At 70.7% G+C, this 18,905-nt stretch carries 19 protein-coding genes and 1 pseudogene; 9 read left to right on the top strand and 11 right to left on the bottom strand.

Annotated elements, in window-relative coordinates; translation table 11 throughout:
• Positions 1-44: 44 nt before the first annotated feature.
• The 3 genes from ACWEN3_RS03330 to ACWEN3_RS03340 are packed head-to-tail and all read left to right on the top strand — an operon-like array spanning position 45 to position 3,896.
• Positions 45-2,399 carry an RNA degradosome polyphosphate kinase gene (locus ACWEN3_RS03330; protein ID WP_452965050.1) on the top strand — a complete coding sequence of 785 codons (2,355 nt, stop codon included), beginning with the start codon at positions 45-47 and terminating at the stop codon, positions 2,397-2,399.
• The gene (locus ACWEN3_RS03335) at positions 2,380-3,486 is read left to right on the top strand and encodes a CHAD domain-containing protein (protein ID WP_452965053.1); all 1,107 of its coding nucleotides are present in this window, start codon (positions 2,380-2,382) and stop codon (positions 3,484-3,486) included. The genes ACWEN3_RS03330 and ACWEN3_RS03335 overlap by 20 nt, the downstream gene beginning before the upstream one ends.
• Positions 3,483-3,896 (top strand): NUDIX hydrolase, encoded by a 414-nt coding sequence (locus ACWEN3_RS03340; protein ID WP_452965055.1) that lies wholly within the window; start codon positions 3,483-3,485, stop codon positions 3,894-3,896. The genes ACWEN3_RS03335 and ACWEN3_RS03340 overlap by 4 nt, the downstream gene beginning before the upstream one ends.
• Before the next feature lie 6 nt (positions 3,897-3,902).
• Here the strand turns inward: ACWEN3_RS03340 and ACWEN3_RS03345 are convergent, their stop codons facing one another.
• Entirely contained in the window at positions 3,903-4,094 is a 192-nt protein-coding gene (locus ACWEN3_RS03345) for a hypothetical protein (protein WP_452965057.1), read from the bottom strand.
• Between the two features lie 127 nt (positions 4,095-4,221).
• Between ACWEN3_RS03345 and ACWEN3_RS03350 the strand changes: the two genes are divergently transcribed.
• The gene (locus tag ACWEN3_RS03350) at positions 4,222-5,085 is read left to right on the top strand and encodes a hypothetical protein (RefSeq protein ID WP_452965086.1); all 864 of its coding nucleotides are present in this window, start codon (positions 4,222-4,224) and stop codon (positions 5,083-5,085) included.
• 118 nt (positions 5,086-5,203) lie between these two features.
• Positions 5,204-5,362 (top strand): hypothetical protein, encoded by a 159-nt coding sequence (locus ACWEN3_RS03355; protein ID WP_452965091.1) that lies wholly within the window; start codon positions 5,204-5,206, stop codon positions 5,360-5,362.
• A gap of 4 nt (positions 5,363-5,366) precedes the next feature.
• Here the strand turns inward: ACWEN3_RS03355 and ACWEN3_RS03360 are convergent, their stop codons facing one another.
• Entirely contained in the window at positions 5,367-5,672 is a 306-nt protein-coding gene (locus ACWEN3_RS03360) for a metal-sensitive transcriptional regulator (RefSeq protein ID WP_353598716.1), read from the bottom strand.
• A 218-nt stretch (positions 5,673-5,890) separates the two neighbouring features.
• On the opposite strand from ACWEN3_RS03360, the gene ACWEN3_RS03365 reads away from it, so the two are divergent.
• Both ACWEN3_RS03365 and ACWEN3_RS03370 read left to right on the top strand, forming a co-directional pair.
• Positions 5,891-6,511: a DUF47 domain-containing protein gene (locus ACWEN3_RS03365; RefSeq protein WP_452965059.1), complete on the top strand. Its 621-nt coding sequence runs from the start codon at positions 5,891-5,893 to the stop codon at positions 6,509-6,511.
• Positions 6,512-6,518: 7 nt separating this feature from the next.
• The gene (locus ACWEN3_RS03370; RefSeq protein ID WP_452965061.1) at positions 6,519-7,517 is read left to right on the top strand and encodes an anion permease; all 999 of its coding nucleotides are present in this window, start codon (positions 6,519-6,521) and stop codon (positions 7,515-7,517) included.
• 239 nt (positions 7,518-7,756) lie between these two features.
• On the opposite strand, the gene pstB is transcribed toward ACWEN3_RS03370, so the two are convergent.
• The 4 genes from pstB to pstS form a co-directional block, all read right to left on the bottom strand.
• Positions 7,757-8,533: a phosphate ABC transporter ATP-binding protein PstB gene (gene pstB / locus ACWEN3_RS03375; RefSeq protein ID WP_452965064.1), complete on the bottom strand. Its 777-nt coding sequence runs from the start codon at positions 8,531-8,533 to the stop codon at positions 7,757-7,759.
• Between the two features lie 48 nt (positions 8,534-8,581).
• On the bottom strand, positions 8,582-9,643 hold the full coding sequence (gene pstA / locus ACWEN3_RS03380) for a phosphate ABC transporter permease PstA (protein WP_452965066.1): 1,062 nt from the start codon (positions 9,641-9,643) through the stop codon (positions 8,582-8,584).
• Positions 9,640-10,647 (bottom strand): phosphate ABC transporter permease subunit PstC, encoded by a 1,008-nt coding sequence (pstC, locus tag ACWEN3_RS03385; protein WP_452965069.1) that lies wholly within the window; start codon positions 10,645-10,647, stop codon positions 9,640-9,642. The genes pstA and pstC overlap by 4 nt, the downstream gene beginning before the upstream one ends.
• A 123-nt stretch (positions 10,648-10,770) precedes the next feature.
• Entirely contained in the window at positions 10,771-11,907 is a 1,137-nt protein-coding gene (pstS, locus tag ACWEN3_RS03390) for a phosphate ABC transporter substrate-binding protein PstS (protein ID WP_452965071.1), read from the bottom strand.
• Positions 11,908-12,231: 324 nt separating this feature from the next.
• On the opposite strand from pstS, the gene ACWEN3_RS03395 reads away from it, so the two are divergent.
• On the top strand, positions 12,232-13,809 hold the full coding sequence (locus ACWEN3_RS03395; RefSeq protein WP_452965073.1) for an FAD-binding oxidoreductase: 1,578 nt from the start codon (positions 12,232-12,234) through the stop codon (positions 13,807-13,809).
• 7 nt (positions 13,810-13,816) lie between these two features.
• Here the strand turns inward: ACWEN3_RS03395 and ACWEN3_RS03400 are convergent, their stop codons facing one another.
• The 4 genes from ACWEN3_RS03400 to ACWEN3_RS03415 form a co-directional block, all read right to left on the bottom strand.
• Complete coding sequence (locus tag ACWEN3_RS03400; protein ID WP_452965075.1) at positions 13,817-14,521, bottom strand: phosphatase PAP2 family protein; 705 nt, start codon at positions 14,519-14,521, stop codon at positions 13,817-13,819.
• A 229-nt stretch (positions 14,522-14,750) separates the two neighbouring features.
• Positions 14,751-15,707 carry a bifunctional lytic transglycosylase/C40 family peptidase gene (locus tag ACWEN3_RS03405; protein WP_452965088.1) on the bottom strand — a complete coding sequence of 319 codons (957 nt, stop codon included), beginning with the start codon at positions 15,705-15,707 and terminating at the stop codon, positions 14,751-14,753.
• A 147-nt stretch (positions 15,708-15,854) separates the two neighbouring features.
• Positions 15,855-16,625: a trypsin-like serine peptidase gene (locus tag ACWEN3_RS03410; protein WP_452965078.1), complete on the bottom strand. Its 771-nt coding sequence runs from the start codon at positions 16,623-16,625 to the stop codon at positions 15,855-15,857.
• A gap of 166 nt (positions 16,626-16,791) precedes the next feature.
• Positions 16,792-17,574, bottom strand: coding sequence for an SDR family oxidoreductase (locus ACWEN3_RS03415; RefSeq protein ID WP_452965080.1), 783 nt, complete (start codon positions 17,572-17,574; stop codon positions 16,792-16,794).
• 171 nt (positions 17,575-17,745) lie between these two features.
• Here ACWEN3_RS03415 and ACWEN3_RS03420 point away from each other — a divergent pair, with 171 nt between their 5' ends.
• On the top strand, positions 17,746-18,180 hold the full coding sequence (locus ACWEN3_RS03420) for a cupredoxin domain-containing protein (protein WP_452965082.1): 435 nt from the start codon (positions 17,746-17,748) through the stop codon (positions 18,178-18,180).
• Here the strand turns inward: ACWEN3_RS03420 and ACWEN3_RS03425 are convergent.
• A pseudogene (locus ACWEN3_RS03425) lies at positions 18,167-18,883 on the bottom strand (SDR family NAD(P)-dependent oxidoreductase); the annotation flags it as partial. The gene ACWEN3_RS03420 and the pseudogene ACWEN3_RS03425 overlap by 14 nt on opposite strands.
• Between the last annotated feature and the right edge of the window lie 22 nt (positions 18,884-18,905).

Raw genomic sequence — 18,905 nt, forward strand, 5'->3', positions numbered from 1 at the left:
GTCTCCGTAACCATCGATTCAGACGAGCTTGCGACGCTCGGCCAATGAAGCCCGCCGTGCCAGAGCCTTCGCCGCCCCCCGAGGGGCCAGCGGAAAACGGGGCCGTGACGCTCCCGCCCGCACGTTCCGACGCGCCTGTAATGCCCGCCGCGCGGAAGAATGGGTTCATGAGTCAGCAAGACACCCACGCAGAGGTCCAGCACATCCAGCCCGACGTGGGCTCCATAGCCGCGCACCGCTCGCGCACCGTCGCCGGCTCGGTCTCCGACCTCGAGCCCGACCTCGACGCGGACCTGGACGCGTACGACGAGTCGAAAGCCGACGGCGCCACCCTTCCCCAGGGGCGCTTCCTCGACCGGGAACGCAGCTGGCTCGCCTTCAACGAGCGCGTCCTGGAACTGGCCGAGGACCCGAACACGCCCCTGCTGGAGCGCGCGAACTTCCTCGCGATCTTCGCCAGCAACCTGGACGAGTTCTTCATGGTCCGGGTGGCCGGCCTGAAGCGCCGCATCGCCACCGGCGTCGCGACCCGGTCCGCCTCCGGGCTCCAGCCGCGCGAGGTGCTGGAGATGATCTGGGCCCGCTCGCGCGAGCTCATGGCCCGGCACGCCGCCTGCTACCACGAGGACGTCGCCCCCGCGCTCGCGGAGGAGGGCATACACCTGGTCCGCTGGAGCGAACTGACCGACAAGGAGCAGGCCCGCCTGTTCACGCTCTTCCGGCACCAGATCTTCCCGGTCCTCACCCCGCTGGCGGTGGACCCCGCGCACCCCTTCCCGTACATCTCCGGCCTGTCCCTGAACCTGGCCGTCGTCGTGCGCAACCCGGTCAGCGGCCACAAGCACTTCGCGCGCGTGAAGGTGCCGCCGCTGCTGTCCCGCTTCCTGGAGAGCAGCCCCGGCCGGTACGTCCCCGTCGAGGACGTGATCGCCGCGCACCTGGAGGAGCTGTTCCCGGGCATGGAGGTGCTGGAGAGCCACACCTTCCGCCTCACCCGCAACGAGGACCTCGAGGTCGAGGAGGACGACGCCGAGAACCTCCTGCAGGCCCTGGAGAAGGAGCTCATGCGGCGCCGCTTCGGCCCGCCGGTGCGCCTGGAGGTCGAGGAGTCCATCGACCGCGAGGTGCTGGACCTGCTGGTCCGCGAGCTGAAGATCTCCGAGGCCGAGGTGTACCCGCTGCCCGGCCCGCTGGACCTCACCGGCCTCTTCCGCATCCACGGCCTGGACCGGCCGGAGCTGAAGTACCCGAAGTTCGTCGCGGGCACCCACCGTGACCTCGCCGAGGTCGAGTCGGCGTCGGCGCCGGACATCTTCGCCGCCCTGCGCCAGCGGGACGTGCTGCTGCACCACCCGTACGACTCCTTCTCCACCTCCGTGCAGGCCTTCCTGCAGCAGGCCGCCGACGACCCGGACGTCCTCGCGATCAAGCAGACCCTGTACCGCACCTCCGGCGACTCCCCGATCGTCGACGCGCTCATCGACGCCGCCGAGTCCGGCAAGCAGGTCCTGGTGCTGGTCGAGATCAAGGCCCGCTTCGACGAGCACGCCAACATCAAGTGGGCGAAGAAGCTGGAGGAGGCCGGCTGCCACGTCGTCTACGGCCTCGTCGGCCTGAAGACGCACTGCAAGCTGTCGCTGGTGGTCCGCCAGGAGGGCGAGACCCTGCGCCGCTACAGCCACGTCGGCACGGGCAACTACCACCCGAAGACCGCCCGCCTGTACGAGGACCTCGGCCTGCTCACCGCCGACCCGCAGGTCGGCGCGGACCTCTCCGACCTGTTCAACCGGCTGTCGGGCTACTCGCGCCGCGAGACCTACCGCCGTCTGCTGGTGGCCCCCAAGTCCCTGCGGGACGGCCTGGTCTCACGGATCAACAAGGAGGCCCAGCACCATCGCGCGGGCCGCCCGGCGTTCATCCGCATCAAGGTCAACTCGATGGTCGACGAGGCGGTCATCGACGCGCTCTACCGGGCCTCGCAGGCGGGCGTCCCGGTCGACGTCTGGGTGCGCGGCATCTGCGCGATCCGCCCCGGCGTCACGGGCCTGTCGGAGAACATCCGGGTCCGCTCCGTCCTCGGCCGCTTCCTCGAGCACTCCCGGGTGTTCGCCTTCGGCAACGGCGGCGAACCCGAGGTGTGGATCGGCAGCGCCGACATGATGCACCGCAACCTCGACCGCCGGATCGAGGCCCTCGTCCGGGTCGTCGACCCCGGCCACCGGGCCGCCCTGAACCGGCTGCTCGACACCGGCATGTCCGACACCACCGTCTCCTGGCACCTCGGCGCCGACGGCGAGTGGACCCGGCACGCGACCGACGCGGACGGACAGCCCCTGCGCAACGTCCAGGAGATGCTCATAGACGCCCGGAGGCGCCGGCGTGGCACAGCAACACCTTGACCCGACGGACCCCACGGCCGGGGTGGTGACCGGGGACGCCCTGGCGGGCTACCTGCGCGCCCAGGCCACGGAGTTCCTCCGCGCTCTGCGCCTGCACCGGGAGACCGGGGGCAACGGTGGGAGCGCCCACGCGCGAGCGTATGCGAGCGCGGGGGAGAACGGCGCGAGGGAGTCCGTCGACGCGGCCGGCGCCCTGCGCCGCTCCGCCCGCCGCATCAGCGGCAGCCTGCACACCTTCCGCCCCCTGCTGGACCCCGACTGGTCCGAGGAGATGCGGCCCGAACTGGCCTGGCTGTCCGGCACCCTTGGCCTTGAACACGCCTACGAGGCCCGCCTGGAACGGCTGTTGCTGGCCCTGCACCGGCTGTCCGGGGCGACGGTGTTCCCCACCCAGGCGGTCGACGGCACGACGGCGCTGGAGAGCACCGGCGGCCCGGCCGCCGCCACGGCGACCCTGGAACGCGGCAACCTCACGGTGGGCGCCGCGAAAGCGGGCGCGCTGCTCGAACGGCAGCTGACCCTGGCCCGGACCCGCGCCCACTCGACCGCCCTCCAGGCCCTCGGCTCCTCCCGCTTCCACGCCGTCGCCGACAAGGTCGCCGTACTCGCCAGCGAGGTCCCGCTCACCCCCACCGCGCCCGCCACCGACCTCCGCCCCCTCGCGGCCGCTGCGGAAGAACGCCTCACGGACGCCGTCGTCGCCCTGCCCCTGGTCACCGCCGGCCACCCCTACAACGCGGAGGCCCTGATCCACGGCCTCTCCCCGGACCCGTCCCCGCACCCCCAGGACGGCCCCTGGCACCAGGTCCGCCTGCTGCTGCGCCTGCACCGGTACGCCCGCGAGGCCCAGTACGGCGGCAACGCCCCCGTGGACGTACGGCTGCTGACGGCCGGCCAGGCGCTGAACCGGCACCGGGACGCCTCGGAGGCCGCCGCCGCGGCGGCCCAGGCGGCCCGCACGCCCCGGATCGCCCCGGCGACGGCGTACGCGCTCGGCGTGCTCCACGCGGACCAGCGGCACGAGGTGGAGGCGGCCCGCTTCGCGTTCCAGCGGGCCTGGCAGAAGGCGACGGTGGAGGCGGTGTGAACGACACCCCGGTCCAAGCGGCGGGCTGCGTCCTGTGGCGCCGCTCCCCGGTGGACGGCGCCCTGGAGATCTGCCTGGTCCACCGGCCGAAGTACGACGACTGGTCCCACCCCAAGGGCAAACTGAAGCGCGGCGAGGACCCGCTCTCCGGGGCCCTGCGGGAGGTCGCCGAGGAGACCGGGTACGAGGCCAGGCCCGGCACCGAGCTGCCGACCCTGCACTATCTGGCGGGCGGCCGCCCCAAGCAGGTGCGCTACTGGGCGGCCGAGGCCGCGGCGGGCCGTTTCACGCCGAACGACGAGGTGGACCGCATCCTGTGGCTGTCCCCCGGCGCGGCCCGTGCACGCCTCACCCAGCCCCGGGACCGGGACCTGGTGGACGCGCTGCTCCGCCCGGCCGAGCGCCGGTAGACCGGGCTACAGCCCGGCCGCGTGCCCGGCCGCGTCCGCACGGGCCTGGCTGCGCGCCCGCCGGGCCGGCCCGCGCCAGCCGCAAATGCACCGGGCCACACAGAAGCGGCCCTGTTCGTCCGTCGTCGTGAGGTGTTCCTGCCCCTGCCGGACTCGCTCCGGCCCGTCCTGCTGCGCCACGCCGACAACGTTACCCATCCCGGCCCAAAGCTTTCGTATGCGCATTCCCAGGCTTCGGCAGCGCGTGACGACAGTCCCCTACCCGTCGTTAACCGGAACGACAGGGGTGCCCATGACGGACGTACCGGCCGGGGGTAGGCAGGCGATGGATCGGCGGCAGCACAGGCACGCGGGCCGGACGGTCGCCGCGGTGTGGATCATGCTCGGGCTCGGGGCGGCCACCACAGGCTGCTCCGGTATTGGTGCCGCCGCCCAGGACGTGAAGAGCGGCGCGGGCGACCCGGTCGCCACCCTCACCCGGGCCGCCGGCGCCCTGCTCGGTGCGCGCAGCTCCAAGGCCAGCACCTCCATGGAGATGGCGACCGGCGGCACCCGGGTCACCATCCGCGGCCGGGGCGTCTACGACTACCGGCACCGCCTCGGACAGCTCACCGTCGTCCTGCCCGAGGACCCGGCGGGCGCCTCCGAGCACCGGCCCATCACGGAACTCCTCGCGCCGGGCGCGCTGTTCATGAAGAACCGGGGGGCCGGGGTGCCCACCGACAAGTGGGTGCGCGTGGAGACCGCCTCTCTCTCCGACGGCAACCTGGTCACCGGCGGCGCGACCGACCCGTACGCGGCGGCCGAGGTGCTGCGCGGGACGCGGGAGGCGGCCTTCGTCGGCCGGACCGAGGTCGGCGGCATCGCGGTCAGGCACTACCGGGGGACCGCGGACCTGAGCCGTGCGGCCCGGTACGCCTCCGCCGACGTCAGGGCGTCCCTGGCGGCCGCGGCAAAGGGGTTCGCCACGGCCGAGGTCCCGTTCGACGTCTACCTCGACGACCAGGGCCGCATCCGCAAGCTCCGGCAGCGCTTCAGCTTCGTCAACGGCCGCCAGAAGACCCCGGTGGCGGTCGCCTCCACCCTGCTGCTGTACGACTTCGGCGCCCCCGTCGACGTGCGCCTGCCGCGCTCCCGGGACATCTACGCGGGCCGGATCGCCGAGGGCGACGGCGGGGAAGGGGCCTGAAACCGGCCGGGCACTAGTCCGGGACACCACCCCGTAAGTAGCCCGTCCGTGCCATGCGCGGTGTGTAGACCGCTCCCTACTCTAGGAAGTCGGTGACGGCAGGGAAGAGGTGAGGCGGGTGGCTCCGGTCGGCGGCACGGCGGTTCAGGACCACGTGGCCCTCGCCGAGATCGAGCTGTGCGGCGAGCTGATCATCGCGGCCTCGGCCGCCGAGGACCGGCTCAGCCTCGAGAGCATCGACGAGGTGCTGCGGGTGGCCGAGGAGCGGGACGCCTGAGCCGTCAGGTGCGCAGCAGCCGGCCGATCGCCTTCGTCGCCTCGTCCACCTTCGCGTCGATCTCGTCGCCGCCCTTGACGGCCGCGTCGGCCACGCAGTGCCGCAGGTGCTCCTCCAGCAGCTGGAGCGCGAAGGACTGCAGCGCCTTGGTGGAGGCGGAGACCTGCGTGAGTATGTCGATGCAGTACGTGTCCTCCTCGACCATCCGCTGCAGACCGCGGATCTGCCCCTCGATCCGGCGCAGCCGCTTGAGGTGCTCGTCCTTCTGCTTGTGGTAGCCGTGCGTGGCGCCGGCCTCGGTCGTCGTCATCGCGGGCCTCCATCTCGGGACGGGCTGTGGACACGATTGCGGAAACATACCCCTAGTGGGTATATGGTACCGAACTTCGCGGGGTATGGGGCCCTTGGTACGCCCCCGTGATGATCACTTTGCCCGATGGGCGACACTGGGATGCGGCCCGATAGCCGTGGCCGGATGATGCGCCTAGCATCACCCTGACCGAAACCGAAGCACCCCGAGGACCCCACGTGCGCTTTCGTCTGACCCCCAGGGAGACGAGCTTCTACGACATGTTCTCCGCATCCGCGGACAACATCGTCACCGGCTCGAAACTCCTGATGGAACTGCTCGGGGCGGACTCCTCCGCCCGGGCCGAGATCGCGGAGCGTATGCGGGCAGCCGAACACGCAGGTGACGACGCCACGCACGCGATCTTCCACCAGCTGAACTCCTCGTTCATCACGCCGTTCGACCGCGAGGACATCTACGCCCTCGCCGGCTCCCTCGACGACATCATGGACTTCATGGAGGAGGCCGTCGACCTCGTCGTCCTCTACAACGTCGAGGAGCTGCCGAAGGGCGTCGAGCAGCAGATCGAGGTGCTGGCCAGGGCGGCCGAGCTGACCGCGGAGGCCATGCCCAACCTCCGCACCATGGACAACCTCACCGAGTACTGGATCGAGGTCAACCGGCTGGAGAACCAGGCGGACCAGATCCACCGCAAGCTGCTCGCCCAGCTCTTCAACGGCAAGTACGACGCGATCGAGGTGCTCAAGCTCAAGCAGATCGTGGACGTCCTGGAAGAGGCGGCGGACGCGTTCGAGCACGTGGCGAACACGGTGGAGACCATCGCCGTCAAGGAGTCCTGAGGCTTCGATGGCCACCTTCGCCCTGATCGTGACCATCGCGGTCGCGCTCTTCTTCACGTACACGAACGGTTTCCACGACTCGGCGAACGCCATCGCGACGTCGGTGTCGACGCGGGCGCTGACCCCGCGGGCCGCCCTCGCCATGGCGGCGGTGATGAACCTCGCCGGCGCCTTCCTCGGCTCCGGGGTCGCCAAGACGGTCAGCGAGGGGCTGATCGAGACCCCCTCCGGCGCCGCCGGCATGGGGATCCTCTTCGCGGCGCTCGTCGGCGCCATCACCTGGAACCTGATCACCTGGTACTTCGGCCTGCCCTCGTCCTCCTCCCACGCGCTGTTCGGCGGCCTGGTGGGGGCGGCGCTGGCGGGCGGTACGGCGGTGCACTGGAACGGCGTCGTCGACAAGATCATCATCCCGATGTTCCTGTCCCCGGTGGTCGGCCTGATCGTCGGCTACCTGGTGATGCTGGCGATCATGTGGATCTTCCGCCGCGCCAACCCGCACAAGGCCAAGCGGGGCTTCCGCATGGCGCAGACCGTCTCCGCGGCCGGCATGGCCCTCGGTCACGGCCTCCAGGACGCCCAGAAGACCATGGGTGTCGTGGTCATGGCCCTGGTGATTTCCGGCCACGAGACCTTCGGCGACCCGATCCCGGTCTGGGTGAAGATCGTCTCGGCGCTGATGCTCTCCCTCGGCACCTACGCGGGCGGCTGGCGCATCATGCGCACCCTCGGCCGCAAGATCATCGAGCTGGACCCGCCGCAGGGCTTCGCCGCGGAGGCCACGGGCGCGTCGATCATGTTCGGTACGGCGTACCTCTTCAAGGCGCCGATCTCCACCACCCATGTCATCACCTCCGCGATCATGGGCGTGGGCGCGACCAAGCGCGTCAACGCCGTCCGCTGGGGCGTGGCCAAGAACATCGTCCTCGGCTGGTTCATCACGATGCCGGCGGCGGCACTGGTCGCCGCGGCGGCCTTCGGCGTCCTGAACCTGACGGTGCTGTAACGGTCTCTTCCCCCCACGCCCACCCGCCTCGACCGAGCCGGGTGGGCGTTCCGTTTCCCACCCTGAGCGGGCGAAGGGGGCCAGGGGCGAAGCCCCGGCGGGGTTGGGGTCGGAGCCCCCGAAACCAGCCGCCGAGCCGAGCGCAGCGAAACGCGTGGGCCCGCCCCCGGAAGCCAGGGGTGGGCCCTCTTGCGTCCTCGCGGTGGCACCGCCATGCAGCACCGCGAGGGGTTCTGGGATCAGCCGAAGCGGCCGGAGATGTAGTCCTCCGTCGCCTGGACCGAGGGGTTGGAGAAGATCCGCTCGGTGTCGTCGATCTCGATCAGCCGGCCGGGCTGGCCGACCGCCGCGAGGTTGAAGAACGCCGTACGGTCCGAGACGCGCGCCGCCTGCTGCATGTTGTGCGTCACGATGACGATCGTGAAGCGCTCCTTCAGCTCACCGATCAGGTCCTCGATCGCGAGGGTCGAGATCGGGTCCAGGGCGGAGCAGGGCTCGTCCATGAGCAGCACCTTCGGCTCCACGGCGATCGCCCGCGCGATGCACAGCCGCTGCTGCTGACCACCGGAGAGGCCGGAGCCCGGCTTGTTCAGGCGGTCCTTGACCTCGTTCCAGAGGTTGGCGCCCTTGAGCGACTTCTCGACGATGTCGTTCAGCTCGCTCTTCCTGTAGTTGCCGTTCAGGCGCAGGCCCGCCGCGACGTTGTCGAAGATCGACATCGTGGGGAACGGGTTCGGGCGCTGGAAGACCATGCCCACCTCGCGCCGCACCGACACCGGGTCGATGCCGGCGCCGTAGAGGTCCTCGTCGTCAAGGAGCACCTTGCCCTCGACGCGGCCACCGGCGGTGACCTCGTGCATACGGTTCAGCGTGCGCAGGAACGTCGACTTGCCGCAGCCGGAGGGGCCGATGAACGCCGTCACCGAACGCGGCTCGACGGTCATCGAGATGTCCTCGATCGCCTTGTGGGAGCCGTAGTAGGCGGTCAGTCCGCTTACGTCGATTCGCTTGGCCATGTCTACTTCACTTCCAGATTTTCAGGCTCGGTCGCTGTGTGGCCGCAGTCAGCGACCGGTCTTCGGGGCCTTCCAGCGGGCGATGCCGCGGGCCACCAGGTTCAGGATCATCACGAAGGCGATCAGCGTGAGCGAGGCCGCCCAGGCCCTGTCGTAGGCCGCACCCGAACCCGCGCTGTTGGCGAACTGCTGGTAGATGTACAGCGGCAGCGACGACTGCGCACCCTCGAAGGGGTTGTTGTTGATGAACGGGTTGCCGAACACCAGCAGCAGCACCGGGGCGGTCTCACCCGCGATACGGGCCACGGCCAGCATGATGCCGGTGGTGATACCGCCGATGGAAGTCGGCAGGACCACCTTCAGGATCGTGCGCCACTTCGGCACGCCGAGCGCCAGGGACGCCTCGCGCAGCTCGTTCGGGACGAGCTTCAGCATCTCCTCGGTGGAGCGGACGACGACCGGCATCATCAGGATGGCCAGGGCCAGCGAACCGGCGAAGCCGAACGGCTGCATCTTGAAGATGAGCATCAGGCTGAGGATGAACAGACCCGCGACGATCGACGGGATACCCGTCATGACGTCGACGAAGAAGGTGACCGCCTTGGCGAGCCGGCCGCGGCCGTACTCCACCAGGTAGATCGCGGTGAGCACACCGATCGGGGCGCCGATCAGGGTGGCGAGGCCGACCTGCTCCAGGCTGCCGATGATGGCGTGGTAGATGCCACCGCCGGGCTCGGTGTCGGCGACGACACCCATGGAGTGGGTCAGGAAGTAGACGTTCAGGACCTTCACACCGCGCGCGACGGTCACCCAGATCAGGGAGACCAGCGGGATCACGGCGAGCACGAAGGCGACCCAGACGACGCTGGTCGCGATGCGGTCCCTGGCCTGGCGGCGGCCCTCGACGCGCGCGGCGACGCCGTACGTCCCGAGGACGAACAGGACCGCGGCGATCAGGGCCCACTGGATCTTGCTGTCCAGGCCGGCGGCCAGGCTGATGCCGATGCCGAGGGCGAGGGAGCCGGCGGCGATCGCCCACGGCGTCCACTTGGGCAGGCTCGCGGCCCGCAGGGTGCTGTGGCGCCGGTCGGTGACGGCTGCGGTGCTCATGCGTTGGCCCCCGAGTACTCCGCGCGGCGGGCGATGATCAGCCGGGCCGCGCCGTTGACCACCAGCGTGATGACGAACAGGACCAGACCGGAGGCGATGAGCGCGTCCCGGCCGAACTCGTCCGCCTCGCTGAACTTGCTGGCGATGTTCTGGGCGAAGGTGCCGCCGCCCGGGTTGAGCAGGCTGGCGTGGATGATGAAGTCGGGCGAGAGCACGGTGGCCACGGCCATCGTCTCGCCGAGCGCACGGCCGAGGCCGAGCATCGACGCGGAGATCACGCCGGAGCGGCCGAAGGGCAGCACGGACATGCGGATGACCTCCCAGCGCGTGGCGCCGAGAGCCAGGGCCGCCTCCTCGTGCATCTGCGGGACCTGGCGGAAGACCTCGCGGCTCACGTTGGTGATGATCGGCAGGATCATGATCGCCAGCAGGATGCCGACGGTGAGCATCGAGCGCGGCGCGCCCTGGTCCCAGGAGAAGACTCCGGTCCAGCCGAAGAAGTCGTTGAGCCAGCCGTACAGGCCGTTCATGTGCGGTACGAGGATCAGCGCGCCCCACAGGCCGTAGACGATGGACGGCACGGCGGCGAGCAGGTCGACCACGTACGCGACGGGGCCGGACAGCCGGCGGGGCGCGTAGTGCGTGATGAACAGCGCGATCGCGACCGCGACCGGGACCGCGATGATCATGGCGATGACCGAGGAGACGATCGTGCCGAAGGCCAGCACCGCGATGCCGAAGGTCGGCGGCTGGAGGTTGGTGTTCCACTCGGAGGTGGTCAGGAAGTTGCCGTGGTCCTTGCTGATCGCGAGGGTGGCACGGTAGGTGAGGAAGACCGCGATGGCGGCCATGATCACCAGCAGCAGGATGCCGGAACCGCGGGAGAGCCCGAGGAAGACTCGGTCTCCGGGGCGGCTCGCGCCGCGTGCGTTGCGCTTCATCTCGGTCACGGTCGAGTGGGGGGCGGGGGGTGGAGCGTCGGTTGTCTTCGTCGATATGTCCATCGGGATCTCCGGTCTGCGGAGCCGCTCACCCACCGGGGTTCACGACTCTTGGCGGCGGTGCACCGGACGGTGCGGCCCGGCCCGCGGAAGGCCGTGGGAACCGGGCCGCACTCTCGGATCAGGTCAGCTCAGGCCCGCGATGGTGGTGCGAACCTTGCTGATGATCGCGTCGGGGACCGGCGCGTAGCCGATGCCCGAGAGGACCTTCTGGCCGTCCTCGCTGGCGATGTAGTTCAGGAAGGCCTTGGTGGCGGGCAGGGTGTCGGGCTTGTTGCCCTTGTCGCAGACGATCTCGTACGTGACCAGGGTGATCGGGTAGGCGCCCTCGGCCTTGGTCTTGTAGTCCAGCTTCAGGGACAGGTCCTGGCCGGTGCCGACGACCTTCGCGGCGGCGATGTCGGCGGTGGCGCTGTCGGTGCTGGGCGCGACGGGCTTGCTGGCACCCGTGTCGATGGAGACGGCCTTGATGCCGTCCTGGACGTACGACAGCTCGAAGTAGCCGATGGCGCCGGAGGTCTGCTTCACCTGCTGGGCCACACCCGCGGACTGCGGAGCGGACTGGCCGCCCTTGGCCTGCCAGGCCTTGCCGCCGGAGTACTTCCAGTTGGCCGGGGTGGAGGCGATCAGGTACTTGGTGAAGTTGTCCGTGGTGCCGGACTCGTCCGAGCGGTGGAAGGCCTGGATCTTCAGGTCGGGGAGCTTCGCCGAGGGGTTCAGCTTCTTGATCGCCGGGTCGTTCCAGTTGGTGATCTTGCTGTCGAAGATCTGGGCGAGCGTCGGCGCGTCCAGGACCAGGTTGTCGACACCCGGGACGTTGTAACCGAGGGCGATCGGGCCGCCGACCATCGGCAGGTCGATGCCCTGGCCGCCACCGGTGCAGATCTTCTTGGAAGCCGCGACCTCGGCCGGCTTCAGCGCGGAGTCGGAACCGGCGAAGGCGACCTGGCCCTGCGTGAACGCGGTGACACCGGCGCCGGAGCCGCCGCCCTTGTAGTTGATCTGCACACCACAAGCCTGGGAGAAGTTCTTCACCCACGCGTCGATCGCGTTCTTCTGCGCGGAGGAGCCGTCCGCCAGCAGCTGACCCTTGGCGTTGTCACACTTGATCGAGCTGGCGTTCGTCGCCGAGGACGGGTTGCCCGACGCCTTGGAACCGCCACCGGTGTCGTTGGAGCCGCACGCCGTCAGGGCCAGGGCGCCGGTCACGGCGACAGCACCGAGGGAAAGGGCGCGCAGCCGGTTCTTGCGCTGAAGCATCACTTTCGGAAGTTCCTTCCAGGAGCCGCCGCTGTCGGCGGCGTGCGAGGTAAGTGAGTGCGAGGAGCGCCCGTAGGGCCGCACTCCGCACCGTGCACGGCCGAAATTAGGCAGAACAGGTGAAGCCGCCGAAGGCCGTAAGTGAACGACGGGTGAACCCCTGCCGTCGGCCCGGTGAGGTCACGGAATGCTTACGGGGAGAGCACGCGCCGGTCCCGACGGTCGTGTTACACGAACACGTATTCGGCGTTCGTCACTCGAACGGGGGAACCCTGTTGTGCGCGCCGTCGTCTCGTTCCAGGAGAGCCGAGGAAAGGCGACGGACACATGGAACGGCGTACGTTCATCTCGGGCGGCGCGGCCGCCCTGGCGACGACGGCACTGACCGCGTGCGGTACGGGCGGGGGCCACTCCGCCGCGGCCCCGGCGCACCCGTCGGGCACGGCCGGGGCGACCTCATCCTCTCTTACGTCGCTGAAGACCACCAGCGCGACCGCCGCCGCGAACTGGACCGCCCTCGCCCATGACCTGGACGGCACCCTCGTACGGCCCGGCGACGCGAGCTGGCAGACGGCCCACCAGCTGTACAACACCCGCTTCGACGGCCTGAGGCCCGCCGCGGTGGCCTACGTCGCCCACGCCGGTGACATCCGTACGACCCTGGCGTACGCCCAGGCCCACCATTTGAAGGTGGCGATACGCAACGGCGGCCACTCCTACGCGGGCTACTCCTCCGGCGACGGCCGCCTGATCCTCGACGTCTCCCGGCTGAACCGGATCCGGGCCGGCGGCGGCCAGGCGGTGGTCGGCGCCGGCTCCAAGCTGATCGACGTCTACCGGGCGCTCGCGGCCAAGGGCGTGACCATACCCGCGGGCTCCTGCCCCACGGTCGGCGTCTCCGGCCTGGTGCTCGGCGGCGGCCACGGCGTCGCCTCCCGCGCCTACGGCCTGACCTGCGACAGCCTCACCCAGGCGACGGTGATCACGGCGGACGGCACCCAGGTGACCGCGGACGCCAAGAACCACTCCGACCTCTTCTGGGCGCTGCGCGGCGCGGGCAACGGCAACTTCGGCGTCGTCACCGAGCTGCAGTTCAGGACCCACCCCGCGCCGCAGGCGGTGACCGCGTACATGACCTGGCCCTGGGCCAAGGCCGCGTCCGTCCTCAAGGCCTGGCAGGAGTGGGGCCCGAGCCGGCCCGACGAGATCTGGTCCTCCCTGCACCTGGAGTGCGCGCCGGGCCGCACCCCGAGCGTCTCCGTGGCCTGCTTCTCCCTCGGCACCTACGGCGAGCTGCAGAACGCCGTGGACCGCCTGGCCCACCAGGCCGGCGCGAACGCCTCCTCCGTCTCCCTGCGCCGCCGGGGCTACGAGGAGGCGATGGAGATCTACGCCGGCTGCTCCTCCTTCTCCACCGAGCCCCAGTGCCATCTGCCGGGCTCGACCCCCGGCCGGTCCCCGCAGGGCAGGCTCGGCCGCGAGACCTACGCGGCCCGCTCCGACTTCTTCGACCGCTCGCTGTCCGCCGCGGGCATCCAGACCGCGCTGCGGCAGATCGGCTCGGTACGCGGCGGCGCGGGCAGCATCGCCTTCACCGCCCTCGGCGGCGCGGTCAACCGCGTCTCGCCCACGGCCACGGCCTTCGTGCACCGCCGCTCCCGGATGCTCGCCCAGTACATCGCCTCCTGGGGCGCGGGGGCCTCCGGCGCGACCGCCCAGGCCTGGCTCACCTCGGCCCACAGCGCCATGGCCCCCTACGCCTCCGGCGCCGCCTACCAGAACTACACGGACCCGACGCTGACGAACTGGCGCACCGCCTATTACGGGGACGCGGTGTCACGCCTGGGCAGGGTGAAGCAGCAGTACGACCCGAACCGCTTCTTCTCGTACGGGCAGGGCCTGTAGCGGGCGGCTACGCGGCCAGGTCCCGTTCCTCGGACTCGACCGGCCGGCGTGCGCCCGGCACCAGCGCCTCCTGCCGGTCCCCGGCCGGGGACCGGCGCCGCACGATCCACCCCGCCCGCGGCGAGCGCTCCACCGCCCGCGTCAGCGGGGTGAGCAGCGCCGTGGCCGGCGGGGACAGCAGCAGCGCGACCGCCGTGCCGAGGGCGAAGCCGCCGACGACGTCGGTCGGGTAGTGGACGCCCATGTACACACGGCAGAAGCCCTCCAGCAGCGCGAGGGCGATCCCCGCGACGCCGAACCGCCGGTTGGCGACGAAGAGGCCCACCCCGAGCGCCATGGTGATCGTCGCGTGGTCGCTGACGAAGGAGAAGTCCGTCTTGCCGGGGACGAGGACGTCGAGCCCCTGGTGGTCCACGAACGGCCGGGGGCGTTCGACGAAGCCGCGGATGGGGATGTTCACCAGCACCGCGATGCCGGCCGCGAGCGGCGCCCACACCAGCGCGGCCACCGAGGACGCCGCGTTCTCGCCGCCGCGGCGCCGCACGGACCACCAGCACCACAGCACGAGCAGGACCATCGCGACCAGCAGGCCGTACTCGCCCACGAACTCCATGACCCGGTCGAACCAGTGCGGCGCGTCCTTGGCCAGGCCGTTGATGTCGTAGAGCAGTTCGACGTCGGGGTTCGATCCGGATTCGGCGAGTACAGCCATGGTGCTGCGGCCCCTTCGTCGTTTTCCCGGACGCACCTCGTGTGCGTCGCCCGTGCCCCCGGTGGTGTGTAGATCCGCTTCCGCTGCACTGCCGTACTGACGTCCGCTCGGCTACGTCAACAGGAACGCACGGCCCCCACCAATACGTTCCACTCTCCACTGAATGATCACGCAGACGTTATCGAAGAGAGACTCATCATCGCAGCTCAGGCTGTGGGTTCACGCTCCGTCACACCGCTGTGGGGAGCGCTTTTGCGCCATCTTCGGTGACACGGGTGGCGCCGAAGTAGTCGGGGCTGTCGATCGGGTCGAACCGGATGACGGCCCCCGTGCGCGGCGCGTCGATCATGTATCCGCCGCCCACGTACATGCCCACGTGGTGGATGGCGCGGGAGTCGGTGAGGTCCGTGGAGAAGAACACCAGGTCACCCGGCAGGAGCTGACTGCGTGTGGGGTGCGGGCCGGCGTTGTACTGGTCGTTGGCCACGCGCGGCAGGGTGATCCCGACGCTCGAGTACGCGGCCTGGGTCAGGCCCGAGCAGTCGAAGCGGCCGCCCTGTTCGGCGGTTCCCTCGCCGCCCCACAGATAGGGGGTGCCGAGCTTCTTCTGGGCGAAGGTGATGGCGCCGGCGGCCTGCCGGGTGGGGTCGAGCCGGGTGGACGGCGCGGCGAAGCTCTCCGCCAGGCTGCGGATGCGCTTGACGTAGTCCTGCGTCTCGTGGATGGCCGGCACCCCGCCCGCCCTTATGACCCGGTAGGCGCCCGCGTTGTAGGCGGCGAGCATGTTGTCGGAGACGTCGCCGGGAACGTCCTTGACGTACTTGGCGAGTTCGCAGTCGTACGACGCCGCGGACGGAATGGCGTCGTTCGGGTCCCAGATGTCCCGCTTCCCGTCGCCGTTGCCGTCGATGCCGTGCGTCGCCCAGGTGCTCGGGATGAACTGCGCGATCCCCTGGGCGTCGGCCGGGCTGACGACCGTCGGGTTCCAGCCGCTCTCCTGGTACAGCTGGGCCGCGAGCAGCGCGGGGCTGAGCGCCGGGCACAGATTGCCCCACTGCTGCACGAGCTGCTTGTAGGCGGCGGGCACGGCACCCTTGGCGAGCGCCCGTCCCCCCGAGGTCAGCCCGCCCGCCAGGTTGCCGGCGACGACGTACACCCCGACGACGAGCAGCATGACGAAGCCCATCCCGAGCCCGACGGCCGCCCCACCGATCACCCATACCTTCCGCACGGGTTCAACTTTCCCCCATGCGGGCGCGGTTCAGAGCCATTTGGTCGGGAAGTGGCGGCATTTCACAGCAGGCGCGGCCGGAGTGACGCCGTCTCAGCGGTCTCAGGAGGCGGAAGTGGCGTCCCGGTAGAGCTCCGCCGCCTGCGGGCCGAGGACCACGCTGTACGAGATGTCGTCCGTCAGGCCGCCCTCCTCGTGGCCGCCGAGGACGCCGACGACCTGTCCGTCGCCGTTGATCCAGGGGCTGCCGCTGGTGCCGGCGGCGAAGGCGGGGCAGTCGATGCGCTGCTGCGTACGGCTGTGCAGACGGGGTTTGTTGGTGCAGCGGATGGGCACCTCGCGGCCGTCCGGGTAGCCGGTGACGGTCACCGCGGTGGCGCCGGTGGCCGTCCCGGGCACGAACTGGTTGGCGCCGACCACGTCCTCTATCGACCTGCCGTGCTGGTCCGCCACGACGGCCAGGGCGATGTCGCTGTCCTCGTCCTGGTCCCTGGCCCACCCGTCGGGTAGAAAGCGGCGCGTCACCTTCCACACCCCGTAGGGAGCCCGCCCGTCCCGGTAGCCCGGCACGAACACCAGGTTGCTGTCGCCGCCGTTCACGCAGTGCGCGGCGGTGACGATGAGGTTGCCGTGCGGGCTGTGCACGACCGAGGCGGTGCAGAAGTGGCCGCCCGCCAGGTTGTCCGCCCGGTCGGCGCCGAACAGCGCGCCGACGCGCGCGCTCCGCCTGGACGCGACCGCGTCCGCCGTGACCCCGAAGGGTCCCGGCCCGTCGTCGGCGGCCGCCACGGACGCCGAGGTCAGGGCGAGCATCACCACAGCCCCGAGCAGCGCGGGGCGCGAGGTGACAGAGATGCGTGAGATGCGCTTCATCAGCCCTCACTCTGTCTCACGAATGTGAGAAACCCGCTCCGACTTCACTGAGATTTTCCGCAGAAACCTTCCGATGGCCGGTGCAGACCACCGTACTCGACGTCGTTCCCGGGAGCCTCCCTCGTGCATCGGATCGGGTTAACCACCCGAAAAGCGCCCAGAACCGTCAGAACGTCGTCGTCATCCCGCCGTCCACCGCGATCGTCTGACCGGTGATGAAGGACGCCGCGTCGCTCGCCAGGAAGACGACGATGCCTGCGATCTCCTCCGGCCGGCCCCAGCGGCCCAGGGCCGTGCGGGTGCGCAGCCAGGCCTCCCACTCCGGGTCCGTCGTCAGCTCCGCGTTCACCTCGGTGGCGAACGTGCCCGGCGCGACGGAGTTCACCGTCGTGCCGCTCGGGCCGAGGTCCGCGGCGAGCGCCCTGGTCAGGCCGTCGAGGCCCGCCTTCGCGGTGGTGTAGCCGACGTCACCCGTGCGGCCCAACTGGCCCACGACCGAGGAGACGTTGATGATCCGGCCCGGGACGCCGCGCTCGGCCAGCCCCCGGGCCACCTCCTGGCTCAGCGCGTACGCGGAGGTCAGATGGACGTCGAGCAGCGCGTTCAGCTCCTCCGGCGTCATCTCGGCGAGACCCCGCCGGTCGCGGTGGCCGACGTTGTTGACGAGGATGTCGAGGGGACCCAGCGCCCCGACCGCCCGCTCGGTGGCCGCCCGGTCCGTGACGTCGAACGCGGCGGTCGTGACGGCGTGTCCCCCCTCGTCCCGCAGCCGCGCGGCCACCCCTTCGAGAGTGGCGGGGTCCCGGCCGTTGAGGACCACCCGCGCGCCGGCCCCGGCCAGCCCGCGGGCCATCTCCAGGCCGAGCCCGCGCGCCGAGCCGGTCACGAGGGCCGTACGGCCGTCGAGCCGGAAGTCCACGGGGCCGGTGCCGCCCGTCTCTGCCGCCATGGTGGGTCCGTGGGTCCTGGGGAAGTCCGTCCAGGTCACCGTATCCGGTGGGGTCGCGGCGCACTGAACTCCGGAGCACATTCACCCGTATTCCTCTATAGGCGGCCACTCGCGGCGTACCCGGACAGTCCCGGCAGCCCGCGGGCGGCCCCCGGAAAGGGATGAGCCGCAATGCTGATCTCGGCACCCACGACCCGTACGGCACTCGGTACGACGGCGGTGGCCTTCTCCGCCGTCCTGGCCCTGGCCGCCTGCTCCGGCGGAAGCGGCGGAGGCGGCGGGCACGCAAGCGGCCCGGCGAGTCCCGGGGCGAGCACGGCGGCCTCGGGGACCCGGGTGACGGTCACCGAGACCGAGTACGCGCTGAAGCTGCCCCGGTCGTCCTTCACCCCGGGCACCTACACCTTCGTCTCCCGGAACGCCGGCCACATCACGCACGCCCTGTCGGTCGACGGCCCCGGCGTGCGGGACGCCCGGACCACCGACATCCCGAGCGGCAAGGAGGCCTCGCTGACGGTGACTCTGCAGAAGGGCACGTACGACGTGTACTGCCCCGTCGACGGACACAAGCAGCTCGGCATGGACCAGCAGGTCAAGGTCGGCTGACGGGCACGGCGTTCCACTCGACCCCGGTCAGCTCCTCCGACAGCGTCCACAGCCGCCGGGCCGCCTCCGGGTCGCTGGCCGCCGCGCTGCGGCCGACCAGGGCGGGGGCGCCGCGCATCCCCCCGAGGCCGTCGGGACCGACGTACGACGCCCCCGGCAGATCCCGGGTCGCGGCGTAGAGGGTGGGCAGGGCGCCGCCCTTGTCGTCCTGGGCGAGGAACACGTTGCCCAGCCGCATGACCGCCCGGGACAGCGGGCTGGCCGCGTGGCTCTGGAGGTTGGTGGCCGCGTAGCCGGGGTGGGCCGCGAGGGCGCGGACGGGGGAGCCCGCCTCGGCCAGGCGGCGCTGGAGTTCCAGGGTGAACAGGAGGTTGGCCAGCTTCGACTGGGCGTAGGCCCGCGTCGGGTGGTAGCCGCCCCGCAGGTTGACGTCCTCGAAGTGGATCACCTTGTCGCCCAGGGCGTGATAGGTGGACGACACCGTCACCACCCGGTCGGTGACGTGGGGCAGCAGCAGGTTCGTCAGCGCGAAGTGCCCCAGGTGGTTGGTGCCGAACTGCATCTCGAAGCCCTGCCGGGTGCGCTGTTCCGGCAGCATCATCACGCCCGCGTTGTTGATCAGCAGGTCCAGCGGGCGGTCCCAGCCGGCGGCGAACTCGCGCACCGAGTCCAGGTCCGCCAGGTCCAGACGGCGCACCTCAGTGCGACGCGCGCCCGCCCCTCAG

It is taken from the genome of Streptomyces sp. NPDC004561, assembly GCF_053602155.1.

What these genes read in the sequence shown, in the direction of transcription:
- ACWEN3_RS03330 (WP_452965050.1), top strand. Translation starts at nt 45, where the DNA reads ATGAAGCCCGCCGTGCCAGAGCCTTCGCCGCCCCCCGAGGGGCCAGCG.
- ACWEN3_RS03345 (WP_452965057.1), bottom strand. Translation starts at nt 4,094, where the DNA reads ATGGGTAACGTTGTCGGCGTGGCGCAGCAGGACGGGCCGGAGCGAGTC.
- ACWEN3_RS03350 (WP_452965086.1), top strand. Translation starts at nt 4,222, where the DNA reads ATGGATCGGCGGCAGCACAGGCACGCGGGCCGGACGGTCGCCGCGGTG.
- ACWEN3_RS03360 (WP_353598716.1), bottom strand. Translation starts at nt 5,672, where the DNA reads ATGACGACGACCGAGGCCGGCGCCACGCACGGCTACCACAAGCAGAAG.
- ACWEN3_RS03370 (WP_452965061.1), top strand. Translation starts at nt 6,519, where the DNA reads ATGGCCACCTTCGCCCTGATCGTGACCATCGCGGTCGCGCTCTTCTTC.
- pstB (WP_452965064.1), bottom strand. Translation starts at nt 8,533, where the DNA reads ATGGCCAAGCGAATCGACGTAAGCGGACTGACCGCCTACTACGGCTCC.
- pstA (WP_452965066.1), bottom strand. Translation starts at nt 9,643, where the DNA reads ATGAGCACCGCAGCCGTCACCGACCGGCGCCACAGCACCCTGCGGGCC.
- pstC (WP_452965069.1), bottom strand. Translation starts at nt 10,647, where the DNA reads ATGGACATATCGACGAAGACAACCGACGCTCCACCCCCCGCCCCCCAC.
- ACWEN3_RS03395 (WP_452965073.1), top strand. Translation starts at nt 12,232, where the DNA reads ATGGAACGGCGTACGTTCATCTCGGGCGGCGCGGCCGCCCTGGCGACG.
- ACWEN3_RS03400 (WP_452965075.1), bottom strand. Translation starts at nt 14,521, where the DNA reads ATGGCTGTACTCGCCGAATCCGGATCGAACCCCGACGTCGAACTGCTC.
- ACWEN3_RS03405 (WP_452965088.1), bottom strand. Translation starts at nt 15,707, where the DNA reads ATGGGCTTCGTCATGCTGCTCGTCGTCGGGGTGTACGTCGTCGCCGGC.
- ACWEN3_RS03410 (WP_452965078.1), bottom strand. Translation starts at nt 16,625, where the DNA reads ATGAAGCGCATCTCACGCATCTCTGTCACCTCGCGCCCCGCGCTGCTC.
- ACWEN3_RS03415 (WP_452965080.1), bottom strand. Translation starts at nt 17,574, where the DNA reads ATGGCGGCAGAGACGGGCGGCACCGGCCCCGTGGACTTCCGGCTCGAC.
- ACWEN3_RS03420 (WP_452965082.1), top strand. Translation starts at nt 17,746, where the DNA reads ATGCTGATCTCGGCACCCACGACCCGTACGGCACTCGGTACGACGGCG.